Annotated in this window: 23 protein-coding genes; 12 read left to right on the top strand and 11 right to left on the bottom strand. The window is 42.1% G+C overall.

Features of this window, described 5'->3' with window-relative positions; genetic code table 11:
• Nucleotides 1-4: 4 nt before the first annotated feature.
• The 4 genes from E0F88_RS08655 to E0F88_RS08640 are packed head-to-tail and all read right to left on the bottom strand — an operon-like array spanning nt 5 to nt 2,982.
• Nucleotides 5-796 carry an inositol monophosphatase family protein gene (locus E0F88_RS08655; protein ID WP_131957843.1) on the bottom strand — a complete coding sequence of 264 codons (792 nt, stop codon included), beginning with the start codon at nt 794-796 and terminating at the stop codon, nt 5-7.
• Nucleotides 797-803: 7 nt separating this feature from the next.
• Entirely contained in the window at nt 804-2,024 is a 1,221-nt protein-coding gene (locus E0F88_RS08650) for a lipoprotein N-acyltransferase Lnb domain-containing protein (protein ID WP_131957842.1), read from the bottom strand.
• Between the two features lie 20 nt (nt 2,025-2,044).
• The gene (gene rsmI / locus E0F88_RS08645; protein WP_131957841.1) at nt 2,045-2,746 is read right to left on the bottom strand and encodes a 16S rRNA (cytidine(1402)-2'-O)-methyltransferase; all 702 of its coding nucleotides are present in this window, start codon (nt 2,744-2,746) and stop codon (nt 2,045-2,047) included.
• A complete protein-coding gene (locus E0F88_RS08640) occupies nt 2,743-2,982 on the bottom strand; it encodes a 4a-hydroxytetrahydrobiopterin dehydratase (protein WP_131957840.1) in 240 nt (79 codons plus the stop codon). Before E0F88_RS08640 ends, rsmI begins: the two co-directional genes overlap by 4 nt.
• A 256-nt stretch (nt 2,983-3,238) precedes the next feature.
• Between E0F88_RS08640 and E0F88_RS08635 the strand changes: the two genes are divergently transcribed.
• The 3 genes from E0F88_RS08635 (at nt 3,239) to E0F88_RS08625 (ending at nt 5,246) form a co-directional block, all read left to right on the top strand.
• Nucleotides 3,239-3,667 (top strand): OsmC family protein, encoded by a 429-nt coding sequence (locus tag E0F88_RS08635; protein ID WP_131957839.1) that lies wholly within the window; start codon nt 3,239-3,241, stop codon nt 3,665-3,667.
• Between the two features lie 17 nt (nt 3,668-3,684).
• The gene (locus E0F88_RS08630; protein WP_131957838.1) at nt 3,685-4,506 is read left to right on the top strand and encodes a thymidylate synthase; all 822 of its coding nucleotides are present in this window, start codon (nt 3,685-3,687) and stop codon (nt 4,504-4,506) included.
• 131 nt (nt 4,507-4,637) lie between these two features.
• Entirely contained in the window at nt 4,638-5,246 is a 609-nt protein-coding gene (locus E0F88_RS08625; RefSeq protein WP_131957837.1) for a trimeric intracellular cation channel family protein, read from the top strand.
• Between the two features lie 57 nt (nt 5,247-5,303).
• Here E0F88_RS08625 and E0F88_RS08620 read toward each other — a convergent pair whose 3' ends face one another.
• Complete coding sequence (locus E0F88_RS08620) at nt 5,304-6,218, bottom strand: DUF2911 domain-containing protein (protein WP_131957836.1); 915 nt, start codon at nt 6,216-6,218, stop codon at nt 5,304-5,306.
• Between the two features lie 73 nt (nt 6,219-6,291).
• On the opposite strand from E0F88_RS08620, the gene E0F88_RS08615 reads away from it, so the two are divergent.
• Nucleotides 6,292-6,831, top strand: coding sequence for an NUDIX hydrolase (locus tag E0F88_RS08615; protein ID WP_131957835.1), 540 nt, complete (start codon nt 6,292-6,294; stop codon nt 6,829-6,831).
• Here the strand turns inward: E0F88_RS08615 and E0F88_RS08610 are convergent.
• From E0F88_RS08610 to E0F88_RS08585, 6 genes are all read right to left on the bottom strand, one after another.
• Complete coding sequence (locus tag E0F88_RS08610; protein WP_131957834.1) at nt 6,818-8,482, bottom strand: S8 family peptidase; 1,665 nt, start codon at nt 8,480-8,482, stop codon at nt 6,818-6,820. The genes E0F88_RS08615 and E0F88_RS08610 overlap by 14 nt on opposite strands.
• Nucleotides 8,479-9,174, bottom strand: a complete 696-nt coding sequence (locus E0F88_RS08605; RefSeq protein ID WP_131957833.1) for a hypothetical protein — start codon at nt 9,172-9,174, stop codon at nt 8,479-8,481. Before E0F88_RS08605 ends, E0F88_RS08610 begins: the two co-directional genes overlap by 4 nt.
• 28 nt (nt 9,175-9,202) lie before the next feature.
• The gene (locus E0F88_RS08600) at nt 9,203-10,795 is read right to left on the bottom strand and encodes an FMN-binding glutamate synthase family protein (protein ID WP_131957832.1); all 1,593 of its coding nucleotides are present in this window, start codon (nt 10,793-10,795) and stop codon (nt 9,203-9,205) included.
• Between the two features lie 85 nt (nt 10,796-10,880).
• A complete protein-coding gene (locus E0F88_RS08595; RefSeq protein ID WP_131957831.1) occupies nt 10,881-12,116 on the bottom strand; it encodes a 3-phosphoshikimate 1-carboxyvinyltransferase in 1,236 nt (411 codons plus the stop codon).
• Between the two features lie 237 nt (nt 12,117-12,353).
• Complete coding sequence (locus E0F88_RS08590) at nt 12,354-12,968, bottom strand: hypothetical protein (RefSeq protein ID WP_131957830.1); 615 nt, start codon at nt 12,966-12,968, stop codon at nt 12,354-12,356.
• Between the two features lie 79 nt (nt 12,969-13,047).
• A complete protein-coding gene (locus E0F88_RS08585) occupies nt 13,048-13,671 on the bottom strand; it encodes a DUF502 domain-containing protein (protein WP_229213707.1) in 624 nt (207 codons plus the stop codon).
• 204 nt (nt 13,672-13,875) lie between these two features.
• On the opposite strand from E0F88_RS08585, the gene E0F88_RS08580 reads away from it, so the two are divergent.
• The 8 genes from E0F88_RS08580 to E0F88_RS08545 all read left to right on the top strand — a co-directional run bounded on the left by E0F88_RS08580 (nt 13,876) and on the right by E0F88_RS08545 (nt 22,625).
• Nucleotides 13,876-14,955 carry an Ldh family oxidoreductase gene (locus E0F88_RS08580; RefSeq protein ID WP_131957828.1) on the top strand — a complete coding sequence of 360 codons (1,080 nt, stop codon included), beginning with the start codon at nt 13,876-13,878 and terminating at the stop codon, nt 14,953-14,955.
• 54 nt (nt 14,956-15,009) lie between these two features.
• Nucleotides 15,010-16,047, top strand: a complete 1,038-nt coding sequence (gene mltG, locus E0F88_RS08575; RefSeq protein WP_131957827.1) for an endolytic transglycosylase MltG — start codon at nt 15,010-15,012, stop codon at nt 16,045-16,047.
• Between the two features lie 99 nt (nt 16,048-16,146).
• On the top strand, nt 16,147-16,563 hold the full coding sequence (locus E0F88_RS08570; RefSeq protein WP_131957826.1) for an acyl-CoA thioesterase: 417 nt from the start codon (nt 16,147-16,149) through the stop codon (nt 16,561-16,563).
• Between the two features lie 11 nt (nt 16,564-16,574).
• Complete coding sequence (locus E0F88_RS08565; protein WP_131957825.1) at nt 16,575-17,492, top strand: YihY/virulence factor BrkB family protein; 918 nt, start codon at nt 16,575-16,577, stop codon at nt 17,490-17,492.
• Between the two features lie 104 nt (nt 17,493-17,596).
• Nucleotides 17,597-18,616, top strand: a complete 1,020-nt coding sequence (locus E0F88_RS08560; RefSeq protein ID WP_131957824.1) for a glycosyltransferase — start codon at nt 17,597-17,599, stop codon at nt 18,614-18,616.
• A gap of 17 nt (nt 18,617-18,633) precedes the next feature.
• Complete coding sequence (locus E0F88_RS08555) at nt 18,634-19,260, top strand: L-threonylcarbamoyladenylate synthase (RefSeq protein WP_131957823.1); 627 nt, start codon at nt 18,634-18,636, stop codon at nt 19,258-19,260.
• A gap of 102 nt (nt 19,261-19,362) precedes the next feature.
• Nucleotides 19,363-20,019, top strand: coding sequence for a WbqC family protein (locus E0F88_RS08550; RefSeq protein WP_229213706.1), 657 nt, complete (start codon nt 19,363-19,365; stop codon nt 20,017-20,019).
• Between the two features lie 65 nt (nt 20,020-20,084).
• The gene (locus E0F88_RS08545) at nt 20,085-22,625 is read left to right on the top strand and encodes an ATP-dependent Clp protease ATP-binding subunit (RefSeq protein WP_131957822.1); all 2,541 of its coding nucleotides are present in this window, start codon (nt 20,085-20,087) and stop codon (nt 22,623-22,625) included.
• The last annotated feature ends 102 nt before the right edge of the window (nt 22,626-22,727 follow it).

The raw sequence follows: 22,727 nt of genomic DNA, 5'->3' as shown, positions 1-22,727 counted from the left end.
TAGCTTAAAAATTAGCTCGAATGACTTCTACCAGTTCCTGATGAGCTCCGGCAGCTGCAATGATATCTCCGCCAAAAAGATAATTGTCTCCGCCATTAAAATCGGTAACTGTTCCGCCTGCTTCCTTAATCAGCAAAACACCGGCAGCCATATCCCAGGAATTTAAATTGTATTCATAAAATCCTTCAAAACGCCCGGCAGCGACATAAGCAAGATCAACGGCAGCTGCGCCCATTCTTCTGATGCCGTGTGTTTTTTGCATGAGTAGTTCGAGGATACCCATGTAGCGTTTTTGTTTTTCAAATTTATAATAAGGAAAACCAGTAGCAATCAGGCTGTCAGCCAAAAGCGGCGTAGCTGAGACTTTTAGTTTTTTGCCATTCAACCAGGCACCGCCGTTTTTCCAGCCATAAAACATTTCATCCAGGTTTGGCTGATGAATGACACCTACAAGCAAATCTTTGCCGCGGGCCAGTCCGACACTTACACAGTAAACCGGAATTCCATGAATGAAATTAGTCGTACCATCCAGCGGATCAATAATCCAGTTGAGTGCATTTTCGTCTGGTTCGAGGCCGGTAGTACCTTCTTCGGTAATGAAGCTGGCCTCCGGCAAAAGTTCGGTTAGGCTGGCAACCAGCATTTTTTCGGCTTCCTTATCAACATAGGAAACCATATTATTCAGGTCCTTATATTCGATTTTATCACGTGAAAAAAGTGCAGCTTCATGCTGAATAAACGCCGAGGCTTTTCTAACGATCTCTATGGTTTGTTGTGTCAGCTGTTCAAGATTCATCCGTTAATTATCCTTTTTGCGGGATTTTAGAAAGTGAGTTATTTATGTAATAAACTCTGATGATGAGTGTTATGATGATAGGAATAACTACCAGATTATGCTTTAAAAGATTTCCTGTTGCGCAAAGTAAAAGAAATCCGTAAAATATCAATAGGTATTGAAACCAAGCCGGTTTTTTGTTTGGCGAAATAAACAGGATCAGCGGCAGCCAAAGCGGGAAAGCCCAAGCAATGTCATAGTTGTAAGACGTTACACCGTGGTTTGTACCAAACCAAAGCAAAAGAATAAACCAGCCAATTAAGCCAACAAAACTGAATAATATTTTGTCGAGCGTAAAGTTGACATTGCCCTTTTTTATCTGCCATAAGGTATATAGCAAAACAAGTGCCGCAAGAGCCCAGAAAAGGATCATTGGAGTAATCGGTTCGGCATGATCAGCAGGTTGGGCAACAAAAATATCGCGTCTTGATGCGATCAGAGGTAAAGTCTGATTACCGATTTTGATTTTTGAATCTCCAAAAGCAGCGCTAAGGTTATCCGGTAAAAAGGTGGCCTGTTCTGGTGTGGCGATGTCGTCAGAAGGCGCACCGATTGCCAGATCCATTCCAAAATCTGCCCAAGGATTCTGTTTGTAGGCATATTTGTCAATCCATTGGCGGAAACTGCGTTTTTCATGCGTATAACCAGGAAAGTCTAAACTATCCCCGCACGCCGCCTTCAATGCCGTAACCATTCGGGTTGAACAGTTGTCGTAGAAAAATTTGTATTGATACAGCCTGTTTTCAGGCAGATAATTATTTTCAAGAAAATTATAAAGCTTTTGTTTTTGATTCGCAGAAAGATTTAATACTTCTTCCTTAATCGATCGGTTTTCAGCTTGCCAGTAATCGGCCTGCTGGTATAGCGGCCCAACAGAAAGCGAATAGGGAAGGGTTCCTCTTAAAAATTTAACATAAAAATTTCCTGTTGCAAAACTGAAAGTGCCATAGTTATAGGCTCTGTCAAGTCCCTGCATTGGATCCGAAACCCAAAGTACGCTATGTCCAAACCCTGAATACAGTTCCTGTCCCGGACCAACAGTTATCAGGCTGATCTTTGCAGACGGGCTCAGCGTGCCGAACTGCGCGGATACTGAATGGGTGAGAATCAGAGAAAATACGATCAGGACTGCAAGTTTGGAAGTAATCGGTTTTGCAAACCCGTTTTTTGTTTTAAATTTTATATTCATATTTGCTTGATACATAACGTTTATTCCTCGGATTCTTCAGCTGATTTAGTACCACTCGTTTTACCGCCAACGATGATGACAATTTCGCCTTTGATCGTTTTTGCAGAAAAATAAGCAAGTACCTCGGTAACGGTTCCCCTGATATTTTCTTCGAACATTTTCGTAAGTTCCCTTGAAACCGAAACCTGCCTGTCCGGTCCGAAATACTCGGAAAATTGCTGTAAAGATTTTAACAAACGGTGTGGTGACTCATAAAAAATCATCGTTCTTTCTTCGTTTGCCAGATTTTGTAAACGCGTTTGCCGGCCTTTTTTATGGGGTAAAAAACCTTCAAACGTAAAGCGGTCGCTTGGCAGGCCCGAATTCACAAGTGCCGGAACAAAAGCCGTTGGGCCGGGAAGACATTCAATAACAACGCCATATTTTATACACTCGCGAACCAAAAGAAAACCCGGATCAGAAACCGCAGGCGTGCCAGCATCCGAAACAAGTGCCATCGTTTCTCCCTTGAGAATCCGCTCAATTACCCTGGTCACGGTTTGATGTTCGTTGTGAACATGGTAGCTCTGCATGGGTTTGCTGATGCCCAGATGTTTCAGCAAATTGCCTGAGGTTCTGGTGTCTTCCGCCAAAACTACATCCACACTTTTTAAAACATTAATGGCACGAAGCGTAATATCTTCAAGATTTCCGATTGGAGTGGGTACTATATAAAGCTTCATTTGTTATCGAAAATCTGATCAATTGTGGTAGCTAATTCTCTGTCTTTATCGGTCACAATGTCTCCGGCGTCGTGCGTGCTGAGTTCAATTGTCACCTTGTTATAAGTGTTTGTCCAAAACGGATGATGATCCATTTTATCCACCACAGCAGAAACTTTTGTCATAAAAGCAAATGCTTCCTTAAAATCACTAAAAGTGAAACTGCGTTTTAGTTTGTTATCTTCTTCTTTCCACATAATCAGGAATTTAGGATTTTGACCACGGGTTTTAATCTACACCGGCGGTCATTAATGAACGAATATACAAGGATAAAACTTGTTTTTAAATTATTGACAGGGTAGCCGAATCACTTATGATCAAGTATATTTGAACTTTGATTGTTTCTAATTGATTTGTATTAAATAGCCGGGAATGTTCCTGATTATTTTTGCGGGAACTGGTTTTTGTTTAAAAATATAAAAAGGTCTTCCTCAAAAGCAGGCCGATAAAATTATGAAAGTAGAAATAGTGCGCGTAGACGACGCTTTTCATTTTGAAGGAAGCGGCTCGTCAGATATTAAAGTACATACAGATGGTTCACCGGAAATCGGAGGAAGCAACCAGGGTGTAAGGCCAATGGAACTGCTGTTGATGGGGCTTGCCAGCTGCAGTGCAATCGACGTGGTTTTGATCTTAAAAAAACAAAAACAGGATATTACCGATTTTCGTGTTGTGGCAGATGGTGATCGCGTGGAAGAAGAAGGAACAAAACGTTCGCCGTTCCGTAACATTCACCTGACTTTCAAATTTGCCGGAAACGGACTAGACGAAAACAAGATCAACCGCGCTATCGGGCTTTCGATGGAAAAGTATTGCTCAGCTACCGCGCAATTGGAAGCATTGGCAACCATCACGCACAGCGTTGAAATCGCTACGGTTTAATCACATATCTGAAATCAATGCAGCAATATCACGACTTACTCCGCCATGTTCTCCAGCACGGCGTTAAAAAGACCGACAGGACCGGAACGGGTACCATCAGTGTTTTTGGTTATCAAATGCGTTTTAATCTGAAAGAGGGTTTTCCGCTTGTTACTACCAAAAAGGTGCATACCAAATCAATCATCTACGAACTCCTTTGGTTTTTGCAGGGAGATACCAATATTAAGTATCTTAAAGACCACGGCGTATCGATCTGGAATGAATGGGCAGATGAAAACGGCGATTTGGGTCCTGTTTATGGTAAACAGTGGAGAAGCTGGGAAGGTATTGACGGAAAGTCTGTAGATCAGCTGCAGGAAGTTTTAAAACAACTGAAATCTACACCTGATTCAAGACGAATTATGGTATCGGCATGGAATCCGACTGAACTTTCTAAAATGAAGTTACAGCCTTGTCATGCGCTTTTTCAGTTTTATGTAGCGCCTCCGGATGAAGCTGCCGGTGAAACCAGAGGAAAACTTTCCTGTCAGCTGTATCAGCGCAGTGCCGATGTATTTTTGGGAGTGCCTTTCAATATCGCAAGTTATGCGTTGCTGACGATGATGATCGCACAGGAATGTGATCTGGATCTCGGTGATTTTATCTGGACCGGCGGCGACACACATATTTACCTCAACCACCTCGATCAGGTTGAATTGCAGCTAAGCCGTGAACTGCGTCCGCTTCCGCAAATGGAAATCAACCCGGAAGTGAAAAGTGTATTTGACTTTGAGTTTGAAGATTTTGAGCTTAAAAATTACAACCCCTGGCCGGGAATTAAGGCTCCTGTTGCTGTGTAGTAATTAAAAATTAGCCGGGGGCGCGATCAACAATTAAGAATGAAAAATAGTATTAACGGAATTATGAATAAAATTGAAAATCAGAGTTTCCTCATATTCATCATTCTTAATTCATCATTCTTAATTACAGTATGAGTATCCAATATGTTCTTGAAATCATAGGTACGTTTGCTTTTGCGATTTCCGGGGCACTAACCCTGAAAGACCAAAAGTATCAGGATTGGTTTGGAGCTAGTTTTACAGCGTTCATTTCTTCAATAGGCGGTGGAACGTTGCGGGATATTTTACTTGACAGTTATCCTTTGGTTTGGATAACTGATATTGCTATCATTTACGCAATCGGTGCAGGGATTTTAGTAACCTTCGTTTTTTACCGGTTTCTGCTTCGCCTTAGAAAAACGCTTTTTCTTTTTGATACCTGTGGTATTGCACTGTTTACCATTGTTGGGACTGAGAAAGCGCTAAATCTTGGCGTGCGTCCCGAAATCGCCGCTATCATGGGTATTTTCTCGGCCATTATGGGTGGTGTGATCCGGGATACCATGACCAACGAAATTCCGATTATTTACAGAAAAGAAGTCTATGCCACCGCTTGCCTGGCGGGTGCATGCTGCTACCTTGTTCTGGATCATTTTGGGGTTGAAAGAAACACGGCCTTTATTTCTGCGTCAGCTTTAATTATCGTAATTCGGATCCTGGCAGTGCGTTACGAATGGAGTGTACCGCGGTTTTTCAGGTAAAAAAATAAGGCCGCTCTTTTTCGAACGACCTTATTTTTGGAATCCTTAAAGTCAATATTATTTCTTCTTCTTCCCTTTAACAGCTGTTGAAGCTTCCTTAACAGAAGACGGCAGTTTCTTAGTCATATCGGCAATTCCTTTTTCGATTTGTCCTTTATAAAAACTGGCAAATGCGCCATCACCAGAAGCAGCACCAACAGTAAGCGCTTTTTTGGCAACAGGAAGTGCTTCAGTAACCTTGCCCATTTTGTTCAGGATTTGTGCTTTAATCCACAAATTAGAGAAAGTTTCTTTCAGACCAATCGCTTTGTCTGCCAGCGAAAGTGCCTGTGGCAGATCTTTGCCTTGTGTAAGAAGATATCCCGCTGTACTTTGCAAAACAGCAACATCTTCCGGTTTTTCAGCAACGGCTTTATTTAAAGAAGTCATTGTTAAATTCTGTGTTTCCACAGTGATTTTAACCGGAACCTTGACAGCAGACCAGGACAGGTTCAGATATGCCGAGCTATCTGTAACTCCTGAAAAGTCAATCGTAAAAGATTCAGTGAATTCAGAAGAAGTGGGTACAACCATGATACGGGCAACATCTTCGGTTTCTTTGTAATTATCTGTTCCTCCCTGATTGAAATTTTTATTCAGGATAACAGTCCACGCGGCTCCTGCCGGGATCGAGAACAATGCATACTTACCAGCGGCTACTTTTTTACCTCCGAAAGAAAAATCGGTGCTTGATTCGAATGATGTGGCCATGTTGGCACCGGTGCGCCAAAGCTGGTTGTAAGGGGCCAGGGCTGAACTGTCGGCGAAGACTTTACGTCCTTTTATAGTCGGACGGGAATATTTCACTGAGAAATCGGTGATACCAACTGTCTGCATAACACCAGCCGCCGGACTTGGCTGAGGCGTACGCTGTGCCAGAGAAGCTGTTGTTACAGCTATTGCGAGGGAGATTGATAATAGATACTTTTTCATGTTAACAGGTGGTTTGTGTATTATATTTTTAAACTTGCGGCGAAATTAGAATGAAAAATTTACATAGCCTACAATGAAGCGAAACAGTTTGCTAACCCTGCTGAATACTTACACCACATCGGACAAAACAGAACAAACGATGTGTCAGGAGATTAAAGATTTTGTTAATTCCAATCCAGAATGTTTTGAAAGAACGCTGCTATCCGGGCATGTAACTGCTTCGGGATGGATCGTTTCCGAAGACAGAGCTCAGGTCTTGCTCATGCATCACCGTAAGCTCGACCGCTGGTTTCAACCCGGAGGGCATTGTGACGGAGATTCGGATGTGCTTGAAGTTGCAAAAAAAGAAGTGGAAGAGGAGACAGGCCTTCAAAGTTTTAAATTAGTTCAGGAAGGAATTTTTGATGTTGACATACATCTCATTCCTGCCAACAGCAAAGATCAGGCACATTATCATTACGACATCCGTTTTTTGTTTGAAGCTCATCCTGATCAGGAATTGGTCATCAATATCGAATCAAAAGATGTGAGGTGGATTCGGGTTCAGGAAATTCAAAATCTGAACGATTCTGAGTCCATTATGCGGATGGTTCGGAAAACTACCGCTTTATAAATTTCAGCGAACGTTCCAGTGTACCGATTTTAAGATTTAATACATACAAACCAGTGGATAATAACGTCGTGTTTACGCTGGTTTGTTTTTCGAGCCTAACGACATAACCGGAAAGTGTATTTCCGTTTGCACCTGTAATCCGCACTGATGCCAACTTTCCTAAAAGCGTTTCCGGTATCGTCAGTATCAGATCTTTTTCTGTTGGGTTTGGAGAAAGAATGATTTCACTTAAAAATTCTTTTTCTGTACCCAGAGGCCCATATTCTGCCGCAACAATTCTATCTGCGGCCGTTACACTTGGCACACCATAACCCAGCCGATTGTCGGGCGCAGCGGCAAGATGCCCGGATTTTTTAACTACGGAAATCAATTGCTGAGCACTAAGATTTGGATATGCCTGCCAAAGAACCGCGCAGAATCCTGCCATTAGGGGTGAAGAGAATGAAGTTCCGCTGGCGGTAGAAACTGTGCCGGAGACATTACCTACAACTGCACCTGCACCCACTGCGGCAACATCCGGTTTTTGCTGACCGGCAGCATTGGGTCCTGTTGAGCTCAGAGGAGAATAACTCCGGTCGTAATTAGTTGCACCTACGGACAAAACGGAGTCAACATCTGCGGGTGCGACAATATATCGCCAGCTGTTGCTACCCTCATTACCCGCTGAATTCGTCACAACCATACCTTTGCGGGATGCAAAACGTGCTGCCCGGCTGATGATGGTCGTTTTGCCGTCCATATCTTCGTAAGTGTAATTATAAGCGGGGGTATTAAATTCACCATCGAAAGTGTTGTAACCCAGTGAAGAATTGATAATGTCAGCACCCAGGCTGTCTGCTCGTTCCGCAGCTATGAGCCAGGTAATTTCTTCGTAGGGAGATTCGATTGCGTCACTTTCGGTACGGTAAAGCGCATATGTTGCTTTGAAAGCGGCACCAATCATTGTCGACGGCAGGTATGCCGCCATAGTAGAAAGTACATTTAAGCCATGCGAACCATCATTATAAACATTGCCCTCCCGACCTATAAAGTCCTGTGTATCGATAATTCTTTTTTCATCGAATAACGGTTTAAGAAAGGCAAGGTTATTTCCCTGGGAAAAGCCGTTATCCAGAACCGCAATGATCATATTTTCGCCATGCATTCCCCGCTGATGCAGTATGTCAACACCCATCAGCACAAGCTGGTCACGCATACGGCCATAATCCAGATCTTCTGCGGTTTCAAATTTATTTCGAACAGCCTCCGTCCTGACTACACCCGAAGAAGGAGACGTCAGGTTCGCGACAGGGAGATTCAGTTCGATGCCTTTGTAAAACGAAAGTTTTTTAATTTGTTCCAGTTGAGTGGCCGATGCTTCCACCAGAGAGCCATTAAACCATCTTGACGAATAAATAACCGATGCACCGGTTTGTTTAATAGCCGTGACATAAGCAGGATTTACCGGAAGATCATTTACTGTTACCGGAATGTTTTGTTTAGCGCGCCTGGCAACTGATCGCTGAGATAGAAAATCCGTTGGTTTGTCTGTGGAAAAGGGAGATCCAGTTTTATCCTTATAAAGAATCAGATAACGGGGATTGCTTTGGGCGAATAAGGTAATGTTAAGAAGTAGAGTGCAGGCTAGCGAAAAGAGTATTTTTTTAATCATATTTTTCCAAAGTTTTTGATAACACTGATTTCTTTCCATCCGGAACTGATCATTCCTTTCCCTCTGCAATCCGGCGTGCTGCAATATTGTAAAACGGATTTTTCCGTTCGGATGAGTCCGACATGCTCTGCATATATTTCAATATACCTGTTTCTTGACAAAAGTGTGGAGTCATCCTGACGAATAACGGTAATTGTTTTTGGAAACAACTGTGATCCTGACTGAAAAGGAAGGCCAACCCGGGTAAATCGAAACTTTACTTCACCCAACGAATTATAGCAATTACCATTCCAGGATGCACCTTCTGAGATGGGGTATACCTGTCTCAAAACGGTTTGGCCATTTTCCTGGACCAGTAAATTGTCCGTCGTTCTCCAAATGGGTATAATGGAATCTGTTTTCCAGTTTTCCTGACCAGTCCCCGCAGCATATTCAATTTTATAAACCCAATGATTTTGTAAATCTTTGAAGGAATCAGCGATCAACTGGCGGATTGTATAGTTTCTGATTTCAGGCAGGTCCGAACGGGAATAGATTGTTCGTTGCAAATCAAATTCTGAACTAAAACCTGCTTTCAATGGGAAATAGGCAGTATCATCAGTTGGAGTTACCTTACTTTTATCTATACAGGAAATTAATCCCAGGCAGGAGAAGAATAATAAGACACTGAAAACATTCATCATGCTTTTCATTTGCAGATCGTTTAACAGTAAAGCCTTTTTAAGCAGGCACGGACACTCCGGCCTTGTTACCGCCTAAATGTGCACAGTCAAGTAACGTGTTTATTCCTGAATAGGGAACAATCGTTTTTAAGTAGCCATAATTATCGGCAAGCGATACTGTCCGGTTATTGTCACCCATCGAAATATCAACATCATTCATGCCAAACTGACAAGGATGTTCATAACCTGCGGCATGTGCAATTTCAATAATTTCCTTCGCCAAAGTCTGCATGTAATTTTTAAACCGTTCACTTTTCAGCGTGGGATCAATCCCTGCTTCCAGCCATTTATTGTTGGTCGCAATTCCGGTTGGGCACGTATTCGTGTGACAAGACTGCGCCTGAATACAGCCAATTGACATCATGGCTTCCCTGGCAACATTAATCACATCAGCTCCCATTGAAAATGCCATAACCGCCTGCGCCGGCAACCCCAGTTTACCCGAAGCAATAAATGTGATTTTATCGGTAAGGTTTCTTTTTTGAAATATTTTGTAAACGGTACTAAACGCAAAAACCAACGGCAAAGCTACATGATCCGCAAAAGACGGGGGTGCTGCACCGGTTCCGCCTTCGCCACCATCGATGGTAATAAAGTCAGGACCTTTGCCGGTTTCAACCATAATGTCTGCCAGCTCTTCCCACATATCTGTTTTACCAACCGCTGATTTAATACCAATAGGCAAGCCGGTTGCTTCCGCCATCTGTTCAATAAAAGTTACCATACTGCGTACATCTGAAAAAGCACTGTGATAGGGAGGCGAAACAATATCTTTACCCATTGGAACCTGTCGGATCTCAGCGATTTCTGCTGTAATTTTACTTGCCGGCAACACGCCGCCTTTACCCGGTTTGGCACCCTGGGAAAGTTTAAGTTCTATGAGCCGGACGAACGGATTCATTTGCGTCATCTTCACAAGCTTTTCCATGATAAAATTTCCGTCGTGATCACGGACGCCGAAATAAGACGTTCCCATATTAAAGACGACATCAGCACCAAACTTGTGATAAGGGGATAATCCGCCTTCGCCGGTATTGTGGTAATTTCCAAATTGCAGCGACCCTTTATTTAAAGATTCAATGGCTCTGGAAGACAGCGAACCAAAGCTCATAGCACTCACATTTACAACAGAATGAGGACGATAAGGGCGTTTACGCTTATGGTAATCGCCAATCACTTTGGCTGATGGTACAGCATAATGATTTGGGTCTTTACCATTGCTGACATGATGCGGATGTGCAGCCGGCAGCTGATAAGGAAGCATAGCGGGTTTAATCAAAACATAACCCGCTTCCTGCATGTTCTGATCTGTACCAAACCCCTGATAGTTATTTTCTTTTTTGGAAGAAGCATAAATCCAGGATCGCTGGCGACGATTAAATGGAAGTTCCTCGCGGTTATTTGCAACGATATATTGCCGCAGTTCCGGACCTATTTTTTCAATCAAATATCTTAAATGGCCGACCAGCGGAAAGTTGTGCTGTATGGTGTGTTTTTTTTGAAGAATATCCCTTAAAGCAAGCGCTAACAGAACAATCAGGATATACACCCATATTGGAATGGATGAAAAAAATGAGAAGGCATTATTCATTAGACTCTTAGCTTGATGACGGAATATTTGATCCGTTAAGATAGTGAAACAAATTCTTTATTTACCTTAACGGATCAGGGAAGGATTATATTTCTTCCCAGGAAGTTACAGTTGCAAGGTCTTTCCAATAACCGGGATAAGATTTAACAACCACGCCGGGTTCTTCGATAATGATCGGGTGGATCATACCCACCGGTGCGAACGCCATCGCCATACGGTGATCATCATAAGTGTGAATCGAAGGTGTTTCGCCCGCAGACCAGTCCGCTATGCGGGAGACTTTATACATATGATTTTTTTCGATTTCTCTTAATTCGGCACCAAGCTTGTTCAGCTCTTTTTGAAGGGCATATACGCGATCAGTCTCTTTTATTTTCAAACTTTCAATACCGGTCAAAGACAGCGGAATGTTTTTCATTGCGCAGCACACAGCCACGGTCTGGGCAAGGTCGGGACAGTCGGTGAAATCCCAGCCGATGGAGGGCGCCGCATGTGTTTTACGAAGCAGCACACCGCGTTCGGTGAAAATGCTTTCCACACCCAGGTGACTCATAATTTCCGCAATTGCACTGTCGCCCTGCAGAGATTCTTTTTTCAAGCCAAGTAATTCCACTTCTGCATCATCAGCCAGCGCCACGATACTGTACCAATAACTTGCGCCGGACCAGTCTGATTCGATTTCATATGGTCCCGCCTGGTATTTAAGGGGAGGAATGTATAAAGTGTTCGAATCCCAGTCAGCCTTGTAGTCAATTCCAAACTCCGCCATCTGGTTTAACGTCATTTCGATATAAGGCCGGGAACCAACTTCGCCTTCCAGTTTAATGGTCAGTCCGCTTGGCAAAGCAGGTGCAATCAACAGCAAAGCCGAGATGTATTGACTGCTCACGTCGCCACGCATAACCAGTTCATTATTTCCTGAATATTTAAAGCCGTTTAACAGCAGGGGAGGGTAACCCTCTTCTTTTTCGTACTGAATATCTGCTCCCAGAATCCGCAAAGCATCTACCAAAATTCCGATCGGACGCTCACACATACGGGGTGTTCCCGTCATTCTTTTTTTCTGATTTGTAACGGAGAATAACGCCGTCAAAAAACGCATAGTCGTTCCCGCATCGATTACATCGGCTTCAAAATCCGTCGATTGCAGTAACCTAAGCATGGTTTGTGAATCTCTTGCTTCTGAAATGTTGGAAAGCTCACAGCGAAAGTCGGTCAGTGCATTTATAATTAAAGCTCTGTTGCACTCACTTTTGGAAGCGGCAAGTTTGATTTCTGCCCTGATCGGTTGCTGAGGCGGATGTACGAGAATGGATTTCACTATAAAAGTTCAGGTTATTGAAGCAGGTCAATTTGCACAAACGGGTTGAACACTAACTTCACAGGATTAATAAAATATCAGCCAGAGAAATGACTTTCAGGACGGCTGCTGACTACAAAATAAGTAAACCCAGCTTAAAATTGGAAATTTACAGGGCCCGTGAAATTCAAATTGCCGGATTATCTGGAACGCCGACGCAAAAAAGGAGAGTCAGTAAATGGAATGCCATTGATTTTCTCAATAGGTTTCCAGGACTTTGAGTTTGTTTTTGTGATTAATTTTAAGAGAAGAAAAAGTCAGTTTGTAGCAAAACAAACCAGTTATCATCAGCGCACCGCCCACTACAAAAGTAGACCCGTCGGTTGTGTAACGCTTGTTATCAATTCCCTTATTAAAGAAATCCGCGCCAATGTAAATCAGGCCTGCCATAGGAAGCAGAACGGCGGCCTGCGTTACAAAAGGTATACGGCGTGTTACTTTTAACAAACGAATGTCTTTCAACAAAATTTCCTGATAATCCATCCTGGCAACTGCATCATTTACAATTCCGATTACAAAAGAAGAGTCTTTTACAGATGCAATCGTTTCGTTAAACCGGATTGTTTCGTTATTCAGACGGAATTTAATATTATCTCCCGGGAAGAACCGGTACCTATGAAAACCACCAATAAGCGGAGAGGAGTCCAGGATGATATATTTCTGGCCGGGAGTTGCAATAATCCTGTTGTCACTGTTTTGTTTAAGGAAGAGCTCTTCACTTGTCAGTGTTTTTTGGGGATCATAATGGTCCTGGGCAAAGGCAGGCAAGATTCCCAAAACAAATAAAAATAGTATTGTAAGGTATGGTCTCATGTAAAAATCTGAATGGTTCAAAGATAGGGAATCATTCTTTTAAACGGGCAAATGTGAAACAATGTTGCCTATAAAAGACTTATGCCTGATCTTCCTCATGTGTCTCTTCTTTTGAAATTTTAAGTGAAACACCTCCGGAAATAAGCATTTTCATCATATCAGTGGAGCTGGCTTCCAGTAAAATAATATTTTCAACCGGTACAATAAATAATTCCCCGGAAAGCGAATAGGATAGTGGCATATACACCGCAACGTGGTCCGCGATTTTCAAATGACCGAGATCTGTTTGGGTAATAAAACCGATTTTTTTGATACCGGTTTCTTTAAACATCGTGACCAGCACAGGTTGTTGAAATTTCTTTTTGTCACCTACAAATGCCAGTATCAGATCTTTGATTGAATAGTAAATTAAACTTACAAGCGGGATCCGCCGCATGATGCTTTCTGTAAATTTCAGAAACGATTGCGGGACAACAGTAGAAAAGAAAAACCCAAGTAAAATGATGCCTGTCAGAATGATAAGCCCGCCGAGGCCGGGAAGATAAACGGTTTGTTTATCCGAAATAGGAATGTTTATCGGAATGATGTTATCCAGAAATTCAACGCCTGTCCAGATGATCAGTGCCGTAACATACAGCGGAGCTACCAATACCAGTCCGCGTATGAAGTAACTCAGGATACGTTTAAAAAATTTATTCTTCATTTCCATCAGAGGAAGTTCAGTGTAGATTAATACAATATACGAAGGTAAGGCTTAAATTGTGTCAACACCGTCTGACTGGTATTCAGTCGCTTTAATTCAGTTTACTATAAATGAAATATTGGAGGTTGAGAAGGGAATACGGATATTTGCACCCGCGAAGATATAAAGTGCTCTTTTCACGCGAATTTATTGTCAAAAAGATATATGTATCAGGCCAGTTATTTAAAACATTTTACCGAAGAAGTTTTTTTAGCCATTGGCTGTTCGGAAGAGGAATCAAAACTTGCATCTCAGGTTCTGATCAGCGCCGACCTGCGGGGTGTCGATTCGCACGGCATTGCCCGTCTTGCAGGTTATGTCAGGCTGTATGATAACGGCAGACTGAATCCGACTCCTGAAATTAAGATTGTTCATGAAACACCAAGTACGGCGGTTGTCGACGGGGACCGCGGGCTTGGGCTGGTAGTTGCTCCCCGTGCCATGGAAATTGCGATGGAAAAAGCGGAGAAAGTGGGCAGCGGCTGGGTTTCCGTGCGCAATTCCAATCACTTTGGTATTGCAGGATATCACGCCATGCTTGCTTTGGAAAAGGAAATGATTGGAATGACCATGACCAATGCAGCTCCGCTCGTAGCTCCGACTTTTTCTCTGGATAAACTTTTGGGTACCAACCCGATTGCCGTTGCAGTGCCTGCAAATGAGGAACCCGCTTTTGTGGCGGATTTTGCTTCAACCGCTGTTGCCTATGGAAAATTTGAAATATTACAGCGAAAAGGTCTTCCTGCTCCGCTTGGCTGGGCACAGGATGCGGAAGGACATGACACAACAGATTCCAATGCAGTGAAAAGCGGCGGAGGTTTGCTTCCCCTTGGATCAGACAGAGAACATGGCAGCCACAAAGGTTATGGTTTGGGTGCGATTGTGGATATTTTTTCCGGAGTTCTTTCCGGTGCTAACTTTGGTCCCTGGGTTCCGCCATTTGCTACGGCAGGTTTTATGTCGGCCCAGCAGGGAGTGGGATTAGGTACCGGCCATTTTCTGGGTGCGATGCGCATCGACGGGTTTAGGCCGGCTGATGATTTTAAAAAGGATATGGATAAATGGATTCGTGCTTTCCGGGGCGCAAAAGCGGTTGCAGGAAAGAAAGTACTTATTCCGGGCGATCCGGAAAGAGAGATGGAAGCCATACGCAGTGTGGAGGGAATTGAACTTCTTGAGCCTGTAATTTTGTCATTAGCAGAACTGGCTCAGCGTTTTAATATCAGTTTTGATAAACAACTTTAGTAATTAACATTTAACAGCTGATAGCTAACGGCTAGAGGCGAAAAGCTAAAAAACATGTCGCGTAATTTTAAAGTAGGAGCATTTGTCGTTCTGGCAATCCTGACTACAACGTTCACTTTTTATTTCTGGCAGATTTTCAAAACACCTAATATTCAGGCTGACAAACAGACTAGTTTTGCCTTGCTTATCCCTGAAGGGGCTACGTATCAGACGGTTTTGGATACTTTGAATAAAAATGAGGTGATCACGGATCACATTTCGTTTCGCTTTCTTGCCAAACTGCTGAATTACCCCGAAAAGGTTAAGCCGGGCCGGTATATTCTAAAACCAAACACCAGCAATTATGCTGCGGTGAAAAAACTTTTGTCCGGCGTTCAGGATCCGGTAAAGCTTACTTTTAACAACATTCGTTTAAAAGAAGATTTAATAACCAGAATTGGCAGCCGGTTTGAATTTGGGGAAGATAACTTCAGAAAGGCTTTGAATGATCCGGAAGTTTGCCGCAAGTACGGTTTGGACACACTGACGATCGTTTCCATGTTTTTGCCAAATACTTATGACATTTTCTGGACAACAGGAACTGAAAAATTCCTGGACCGCATGCATTCGGAATATAAAAAATTCTGGTCGGATGAAAAAGTGGCGAAAGCAAAAGCGATCGGTCTGACGCCTGTGCAAGTTTCTATTCTGGCATCGATTGTAGAAGAAGAACAGGCACGAAAAGTTGATGAAAGACCTCGTGTTGCAGGTTTGTACATCAATCGGCTGAACGCACTGATGCCCCTGCAGGCGGATCCTACCATTAAATTTGCCTTGCAGGATTTTGCAATCAAAAGGATTTTGAATGAGCAGCTTCGCGTGAAATCACCTTACAATACTTATGTAAATATCGGCCTTCCTCCGGGGCCGATTCGTGTGGCGGACTTTAATTCGCTGGATGCAGTTTTAAATTATGACAAACACGATTATTTGTATATGTGTGCCAAAGCGGATCTTTCCGGCTATCACGCATTTGCAAAAACATACCCCGATCATTTGAACAATGCCCGTCTGTATCAGGCAGAATTGAACCGATTGAAAATCATGAAATAAGGTTATTCGACCTTAAATTCAAGAACGGATTTGAGACCTGTTGTAAATTGCACAGTCTCAAATCCGGTTGTTTTTCCTGAACATCTCATATTTTAAAGAATGTTTACCTACGAAGTAAAAGGAATACGTGTAAGATATGCCGACACCGACCAAATGGGTTATGTCTATTATGGAAACTACGCAAGATATTATGAGATAGGCAGGGTAGAGGCGCTGCGCAGTATTGATTTTCATTATAAGGTTATGGAAGACGAGGGTGTGATGATGCCCGTTTATGAAAACCACTCACGCTACCTGAAACCGGCCCGGTATGACGATCTGCTTTCGGTGAAAGTTATTTTAAAAGAATTACCGGGTGTGCGTGTCGTTTTCCAATATGAGATACGTAACCAGGAAAACATTTTATTAAATACCGGAGAAACTACGCTCGTTTTTCAACGACGGGATAATGCAAAATTATGCATGGCGCCGGAAAGACTTCTTGAAAAGTTGAAACCCTTTTTTCTTCCTGAATAAAACCAGCACCTATGCTTGAAAAACTGTTGCAAAACCGCCAGATCAAGCGTCTGATCATTTGGTTACAGCGTAATATGCTGTTTCGCGGAACTGTGTCTATTTACGATATTTTACTGAACCTTGTTCGCAGTAACCGGAAGTATGATATTGACCAGCGCGCATCGGCGGTTGCTTACAGTTTGACACTTGCCTCATTCCCGGCTGTGATTTTTCTTTTTACACTTATTCCATATATACCAATTGTCGATCTGGATAAACAGATTATGGGGATTTTGCAGGATGTCTTGCCAAATGGAATTTACGAATTTGCCGACCAGACCATCATGGATATTCTCAGCAGACCACGGAAAGGTGTCCTTTCATTTGGATTTATATTTGCCATGATTGCATCAACAAATGGAATGATGTCATTGATGAACGCATTTGATATGGTTTTTGATGATGAGGACACGAGGGGATTTCTAAAAACAAGAGGAATTGCCATTTTGCTCACATTGCTTTTAATCGTTGTTCTGTTTCTTTCAGTGGTTTTATTAATTGTTGGGGATGCGGCCATGCATCTGCTAAGTAACTGGAATATCGTGCAGGACAGCCTGGTTGTTTTTTCATTGAACTTTACTCGTTATGTTGTCAGTTTTGGAGCGCTGATGGTTGCTTTGTCGCTCATTTACAGGTTTGCTCCCACGCACGGCAAACGATACGATTATGTAAATGCAGGTTCTGTCGTGGCGGCTGTTTTGATTCTTGTGGCGACCTACGCCTTCTCTTTTTATCTGTCGAAATTCAGTTCTTACAACAAGCTTTACGGATCCATCGGTACTCTGATAGCACTTATGATCTGGTACTATCTGCTGGCCTTACTGATCATTCTGGGTTTTGAAATCAATGCCAGTATAGATACTGCAAAGAGAAGGGTCGCTAAAAAGTAAATTTCAGGTAACGTGAAACCGGTTTAGTTTCTCCGGCGATTTAATATTGAGGTTACTTCTTTTCTTGCCAAGCGTTTAAATGCCGTAATAATCTGAAAACGGGCATGACAAACACTGACGAAATAGCTTCTGCGCCTTTGGTTACAATCGTGCTTACGGCATATAACAATGAACGATTTATTGAGGAAACGATCAGCAGTGTGTTTAAACAGAGTTACGCTCAGATCCAGCTTATTGTGATTGATAACTCCAGCCTAGATTCCACCGCTTCTGTTATCCAAAATTTAAAAGAACATCTTCCTGATTTTATTTTTATAAAAAACCAGGTCAATATCGGGCTCTGCAAGGCTTTTAATCAGGGTTTGTCACTAGCCAAAGGCAAATATATGATTGACCTCTCCGGTGATGATATCATGCTGCCCGACCGTGTAAAAAAGCAGGTTGCCGCTTTTGAAGCTCTTGAAAAAGATTATGGGGTCGTATTTTCGAATGCAATTAATATTGATGTTAACGGCAGGTTTTTAAGTTTCCACTATGAAGTAAATGATGTTGGCAGAGCGGTTCAATTAATTCCGGGCGGTGATGTTTACAAAAATATTTTAGAAAAGTATTTTATCTGTACGCCTACGATGATGATGCGGACCTCCGTTTTACTTGAAATGGGTGGTTACGACGAAACGCTGAGTTTTGAAGATTTTGATTTCTGGGTCCGTTCCGCGGTGAAGTTCAAATATTTTTATTTTGATGAAGTGCTGATGAATAAAAGAAATTTACCCGGTTCGCTGGGAAAAAAGGTTTATCAAAAAGGGAGCAGAATGTTGGCTTCCTATTATGTTGTTTGCCGAAAAGCTTATGACCTTAACCGTGATCAGGAAGAATTTGATCTGCTTGCTGCAAGGATTCGTACATTTATCAGAAAGTGCTTTTACGCGCAGGAATTTGAACTTGCTTTGCAATTCCGAGAGCTGCTCAATTACATCGAAAATCCGGGATTGGTAACAGAGTTAATTGTGTTATTGTGCCGGATGCGGCTTCCGGTTAATGTAATTTACCGGTTTTATATTGAAAACTTGCATAAATTTCGAAACAGCCGGAAGGTTTTGGCTTTTAATAGTGTTAAGTAATAAAGAGATTTTCTGTTATGCCAGCTGAATTTATTCGAATATATCCTGAAAATCCTGACGGAAGAAGAATCCGTCAGGTAGTTGAGTGTCTTCGTGACGGAGGCTTGGTAATTTATCCGACTGATACCGTTTACGGGCTAGGCTGTGATATTTTTAATGCCAAGGCAGTTGAAAAAATTGCCCGTATTAAAGGCATCAAACCTCAGAAGAACGACTTTTCATTTATCTGTTATGATCTGAGTCACATTGCTGACTATGCTAGGGTTGGAAATGCAGCGTTTAAGCTCATGAAAAAGGTTCTTCCCGGGCCATATACTTTCATTTTGGATGCTACAAGCAACGTACCGAAATTACTGAATACAAATAAAAAAACAGTCGGCATTCGTGTGCCGGACAACCTGATTCCGCGGTTAATCGTAAAAGAATTAGGGAATCCTATCGTTACTACTTCAATAAAGGATGATGATGAGGTTATCGAATATTCAACTGATCCTGAACTGATCTTTGAGAAATTTAAAAATCAGGTGGATATTATTGTCGACGGAGGATACGGCGGAAACATCGGTTCGACAATTATACGTGCCGTAGGTGAAGAATTTGAAATTATACGAGAAGGAGCAGGAGACACGGCTTTGTTTTTATAAATGCAATTGTAATTTTTTTAAGTTAATGTTGAACATTGCGGTATACAGAAAATATTTATTATTATTTTTTTGATAATATCGCCCGCCTTTACCATATTTATAGTGAATGAATTAGCAGTAGTCGAAACAGCATTACGAAGGGTACGGATTGACTTACAATACCTTCCTTGCCTGGAATATTTTACCTGTTTGATGAGTTATGATAGTGTGCTGCTGGATGTTGAGGAACGCTATGTGAAGCAGACTTACAGAAACAGATGTACGGTTTTGACAGCGAATAAAGTTGATACGCTCACAGTACCGGTTAAATCAGAAAATCATGGTTTGACAAAGGATGTAAGGATTGATTATAGCCAGGATTGGGTCAGGCGTCATTTGGGATGTTTACAGGCTGCGTATGGCAAGTCACCTTTTTTTGAATATTATGCGCCGGAATTTAATGCGGTTTTTCAAAAAAAATATGAATTCCTGATTGATCTTAATTATGATTTATTGACAATTTGTCTTAGATTGGTGGGTGTAAAGAAAGAGGTTACGTACAATTTGTCAGGCCTCGAAAACACTCAAAACATCATAAAAAACGAGGTTTCTGAGATTAATAATAAGAAAAATAAAAATATTTTTAAATATTATCAGCCAGAAACGTATTATCAAACCTTCGGGAATGATTTTGTGAGTAACTTGAGTATTGTTGATTTAATTTTCAATATGGGGCCGGAAGCAAGAAGTGTTTTGTTAAAATCCTCCAAAATACAATGAGGCTGTTTTGAACAAACAAGGTTCAGGTAGCGTTTAGAATATTAAACACTTTTTATTGCTGCATAATGGAAGCAAAATTTTCGAATAGAGTGAAAGAAGTAATCTCTCTTAGCCGGGAAGAAGCGCTACGGCTGGGTCACGATTACATTGGTGCCGAACACTTATTGCTTGGAATGATACGTGAAGGTGATGGAGTGGCAATTGGTCTGCTTAAGAAACTGGGCGTATCTCTGGATGATGTTCGACAGACGATAGAGCAGGCCACAAAAGGCGCTGCAACGAATAATGTTAAGAATTTACAAAATATCCCTCTTACCCGACAATCAGAGAAGGTTTTGAAAATTACTTATCTGGAAGCGAAGATCTTCAAGAGCCCGTTGATCGGGACTGAACATTTGCTTTTGTCCATCCTTCGGGATGAGGACAATGTAGGGACCCAAATCTTACACAAGTTTAATGTTAACTACGAAGTCATAAAAGAAATGCTAGAATATCAATCATCTGGATCACGGCCTCACATGGGGCCCGAAACCGAAGACGGAGACGACGAAGCACGGGGCGGAATGTTTGGAGGCGGAAGCGGATCTGCTTCGGGTAAAGAATCAAAAGGAGCTGAGAAATCACGTACTCCTGTATTGGATAATTTTGGTCGTGATCTTACGAAAATGGCCGAAGTTGGTAAGCTTGACCCGATAGTTGGTCGTGAAAAAGAAATCGAACGTGTTGCTCAGATTCTGAGCCGTAGAAAGAAGAATAACCCAATTCTTATTGGTGAACCGGGTGTAGGTAAAACGGCGATTGCCGAAGGTCTTGCCCTTCGTATTGTTCAGAAAAAGGTTTCACGTGTTCTTTTTGGTAAACGCGTAGTAACGTTGGACCTGGCTTCACTGGTGGCAGGTACCAAATACCGTGGTCAGTTTGAAGAACGTATGAAGGCCGTTATGAATGAACTGGAAAAATCTCCGGACGTAATCCTTTTCATTGATGAGTTGCACACGATTGTAGGAGCAGGTGGTGCTTCCGGTTCTCTGGATGCATCAAATATGTTCAAACCGGCACTATCACGTGGTGAAATACAGTGTATTGGTGCAACTACTTTGGACGAGTATCGTCAGTACATCGAGAAAGACGGAGCTTTGGCACGTCGTTTCCAGATGGTGATGGTGGACGCAACTTCAATTGAAGAAACGATTCAGATTCTTGAAAATATCAAGGACAAATACGAAGACCATCACCATGTAACTTACACGCCTGAATCAATAAGCACAGCAGTTAAATTGTCGGAACGTTACATCACAGACCGTTTCCTTCCTGACAAAGCGATTGATGTTCTGGATGAAGTGGGTGCACGTGTTCACATCAGCAACATTACGGTTCCTGAGGATATTTTAGTTCTTGAAGAACAAATTGAAAATATTAAACAGGAGAAAAACCGGGTTGTAAAAAGTCAGAAATACGAAGAAGCTGCGCAGCTTAGAGATCGTGAAAAGAAATTGATCGATCAGCTTGACCGTGCAAAACTTGCATGGGAAGAAGAAACTAAGCAAAAACGTTACACAGTAACTGAGCATAATGTTGCGGAGGTTGTGGCGATGATGACGGGTATTCCTGTTACCAACGTGTCCATGGACGAAGGCAAGAAATTGCTGAACATGGCTGACGAACTGAAAGCAAAAGTAATTGGCCAGAATCCTCCGATCGAGAAACTGGTTAAAGCAATACAACGTACGAGAGTTGGGTTGAAGGATCCTAAAAAACCAATTGGATCGTTTATTTTCCTTGGACCGACCGGTGTAGGTAAAACAGAGCTTGCCAAAGTGCTTGCTACTTATTTGTTCGATAAAGATGATTCTCTTGTTCGGATTGATATGAGTGAGTACATGGAAAAATTCAGCGTATCCCGCTTGGTAGGAGCCCCTCCGGGATATGTTGGTTATGAAGAAGGTGGGCAGTTGACTGAAAAAATCCGTCGTAAGCCTTACAGCGTTGTATTACTTGATGAGATAGAAAAAGCGCATCCGGATGTATTTAATATACTTCTTCAGGTACTTGATGATGGTATTTTGACAGATGGTTTGGGTCGTCGTGTTGACTTCCGGAATACGATCATCATCATGACGTCAAATATCGGAGCTCGTGACCTTAAAGATTTCGGAGCAGGCATTGGTTTCTCTACAAAAGCTAAATCAGAGAATCTGGATGATATTATGAAAGGCACCATTCAAAGTGCCCTTCGTAAAGCATTCTCACCTGAGTTCCTGAACCGTTTGGATGATGTGATTGTGTTTAACTCTCTTCAGAGAGAAGATCTTCATAAGATCATTGATATTTCACTCGGCAAATTGTTCAACCGTGTTAAAGGTCTTGGTTATGAGATCGAACTTACAGTTGCAGCAAAAGACTTCTTATCTGAAAAGGGATACGATCCTCAGTATGGCGCTCGTCCTTTGAACCGTGCGATTCAGAAATATCTTGAAGATCCGGTAGCAGAGGAAATTCTGAAAGGTGATCTTCGTGAAGGTGACGTTTTAGTTGCTAATCATGAAGAAAATACGGAAGAACTAACAATTCAGGTTCGTAAGAAAGAGGAAGAATTGGCAAACTAAAAGCTAATTCATACAAAGGAGTTTGAAATTAAGGGACTGGTCAGATGATCAGTCCCTTTTTCGTTTGTATAACTTTTTGTCTCGTAGATTAAAAATGGGTGT

This window comes from Dyadobacter psychrotolerans, from assembly GCF_004349265.1.
GTDB classification, from domain to species: domain Bacteria; phylum Bacteroidota; class Bacteroidia; order Cytophagales; family Spirosomataceae; genus Dyadobacter; species Dyadobacter psychrotolerans.
The sequence above is the reverse complement of the archived record's forward strand: the minus strand, read 5'-3'. Positions and strand labels throughout refer to the sequence as shown.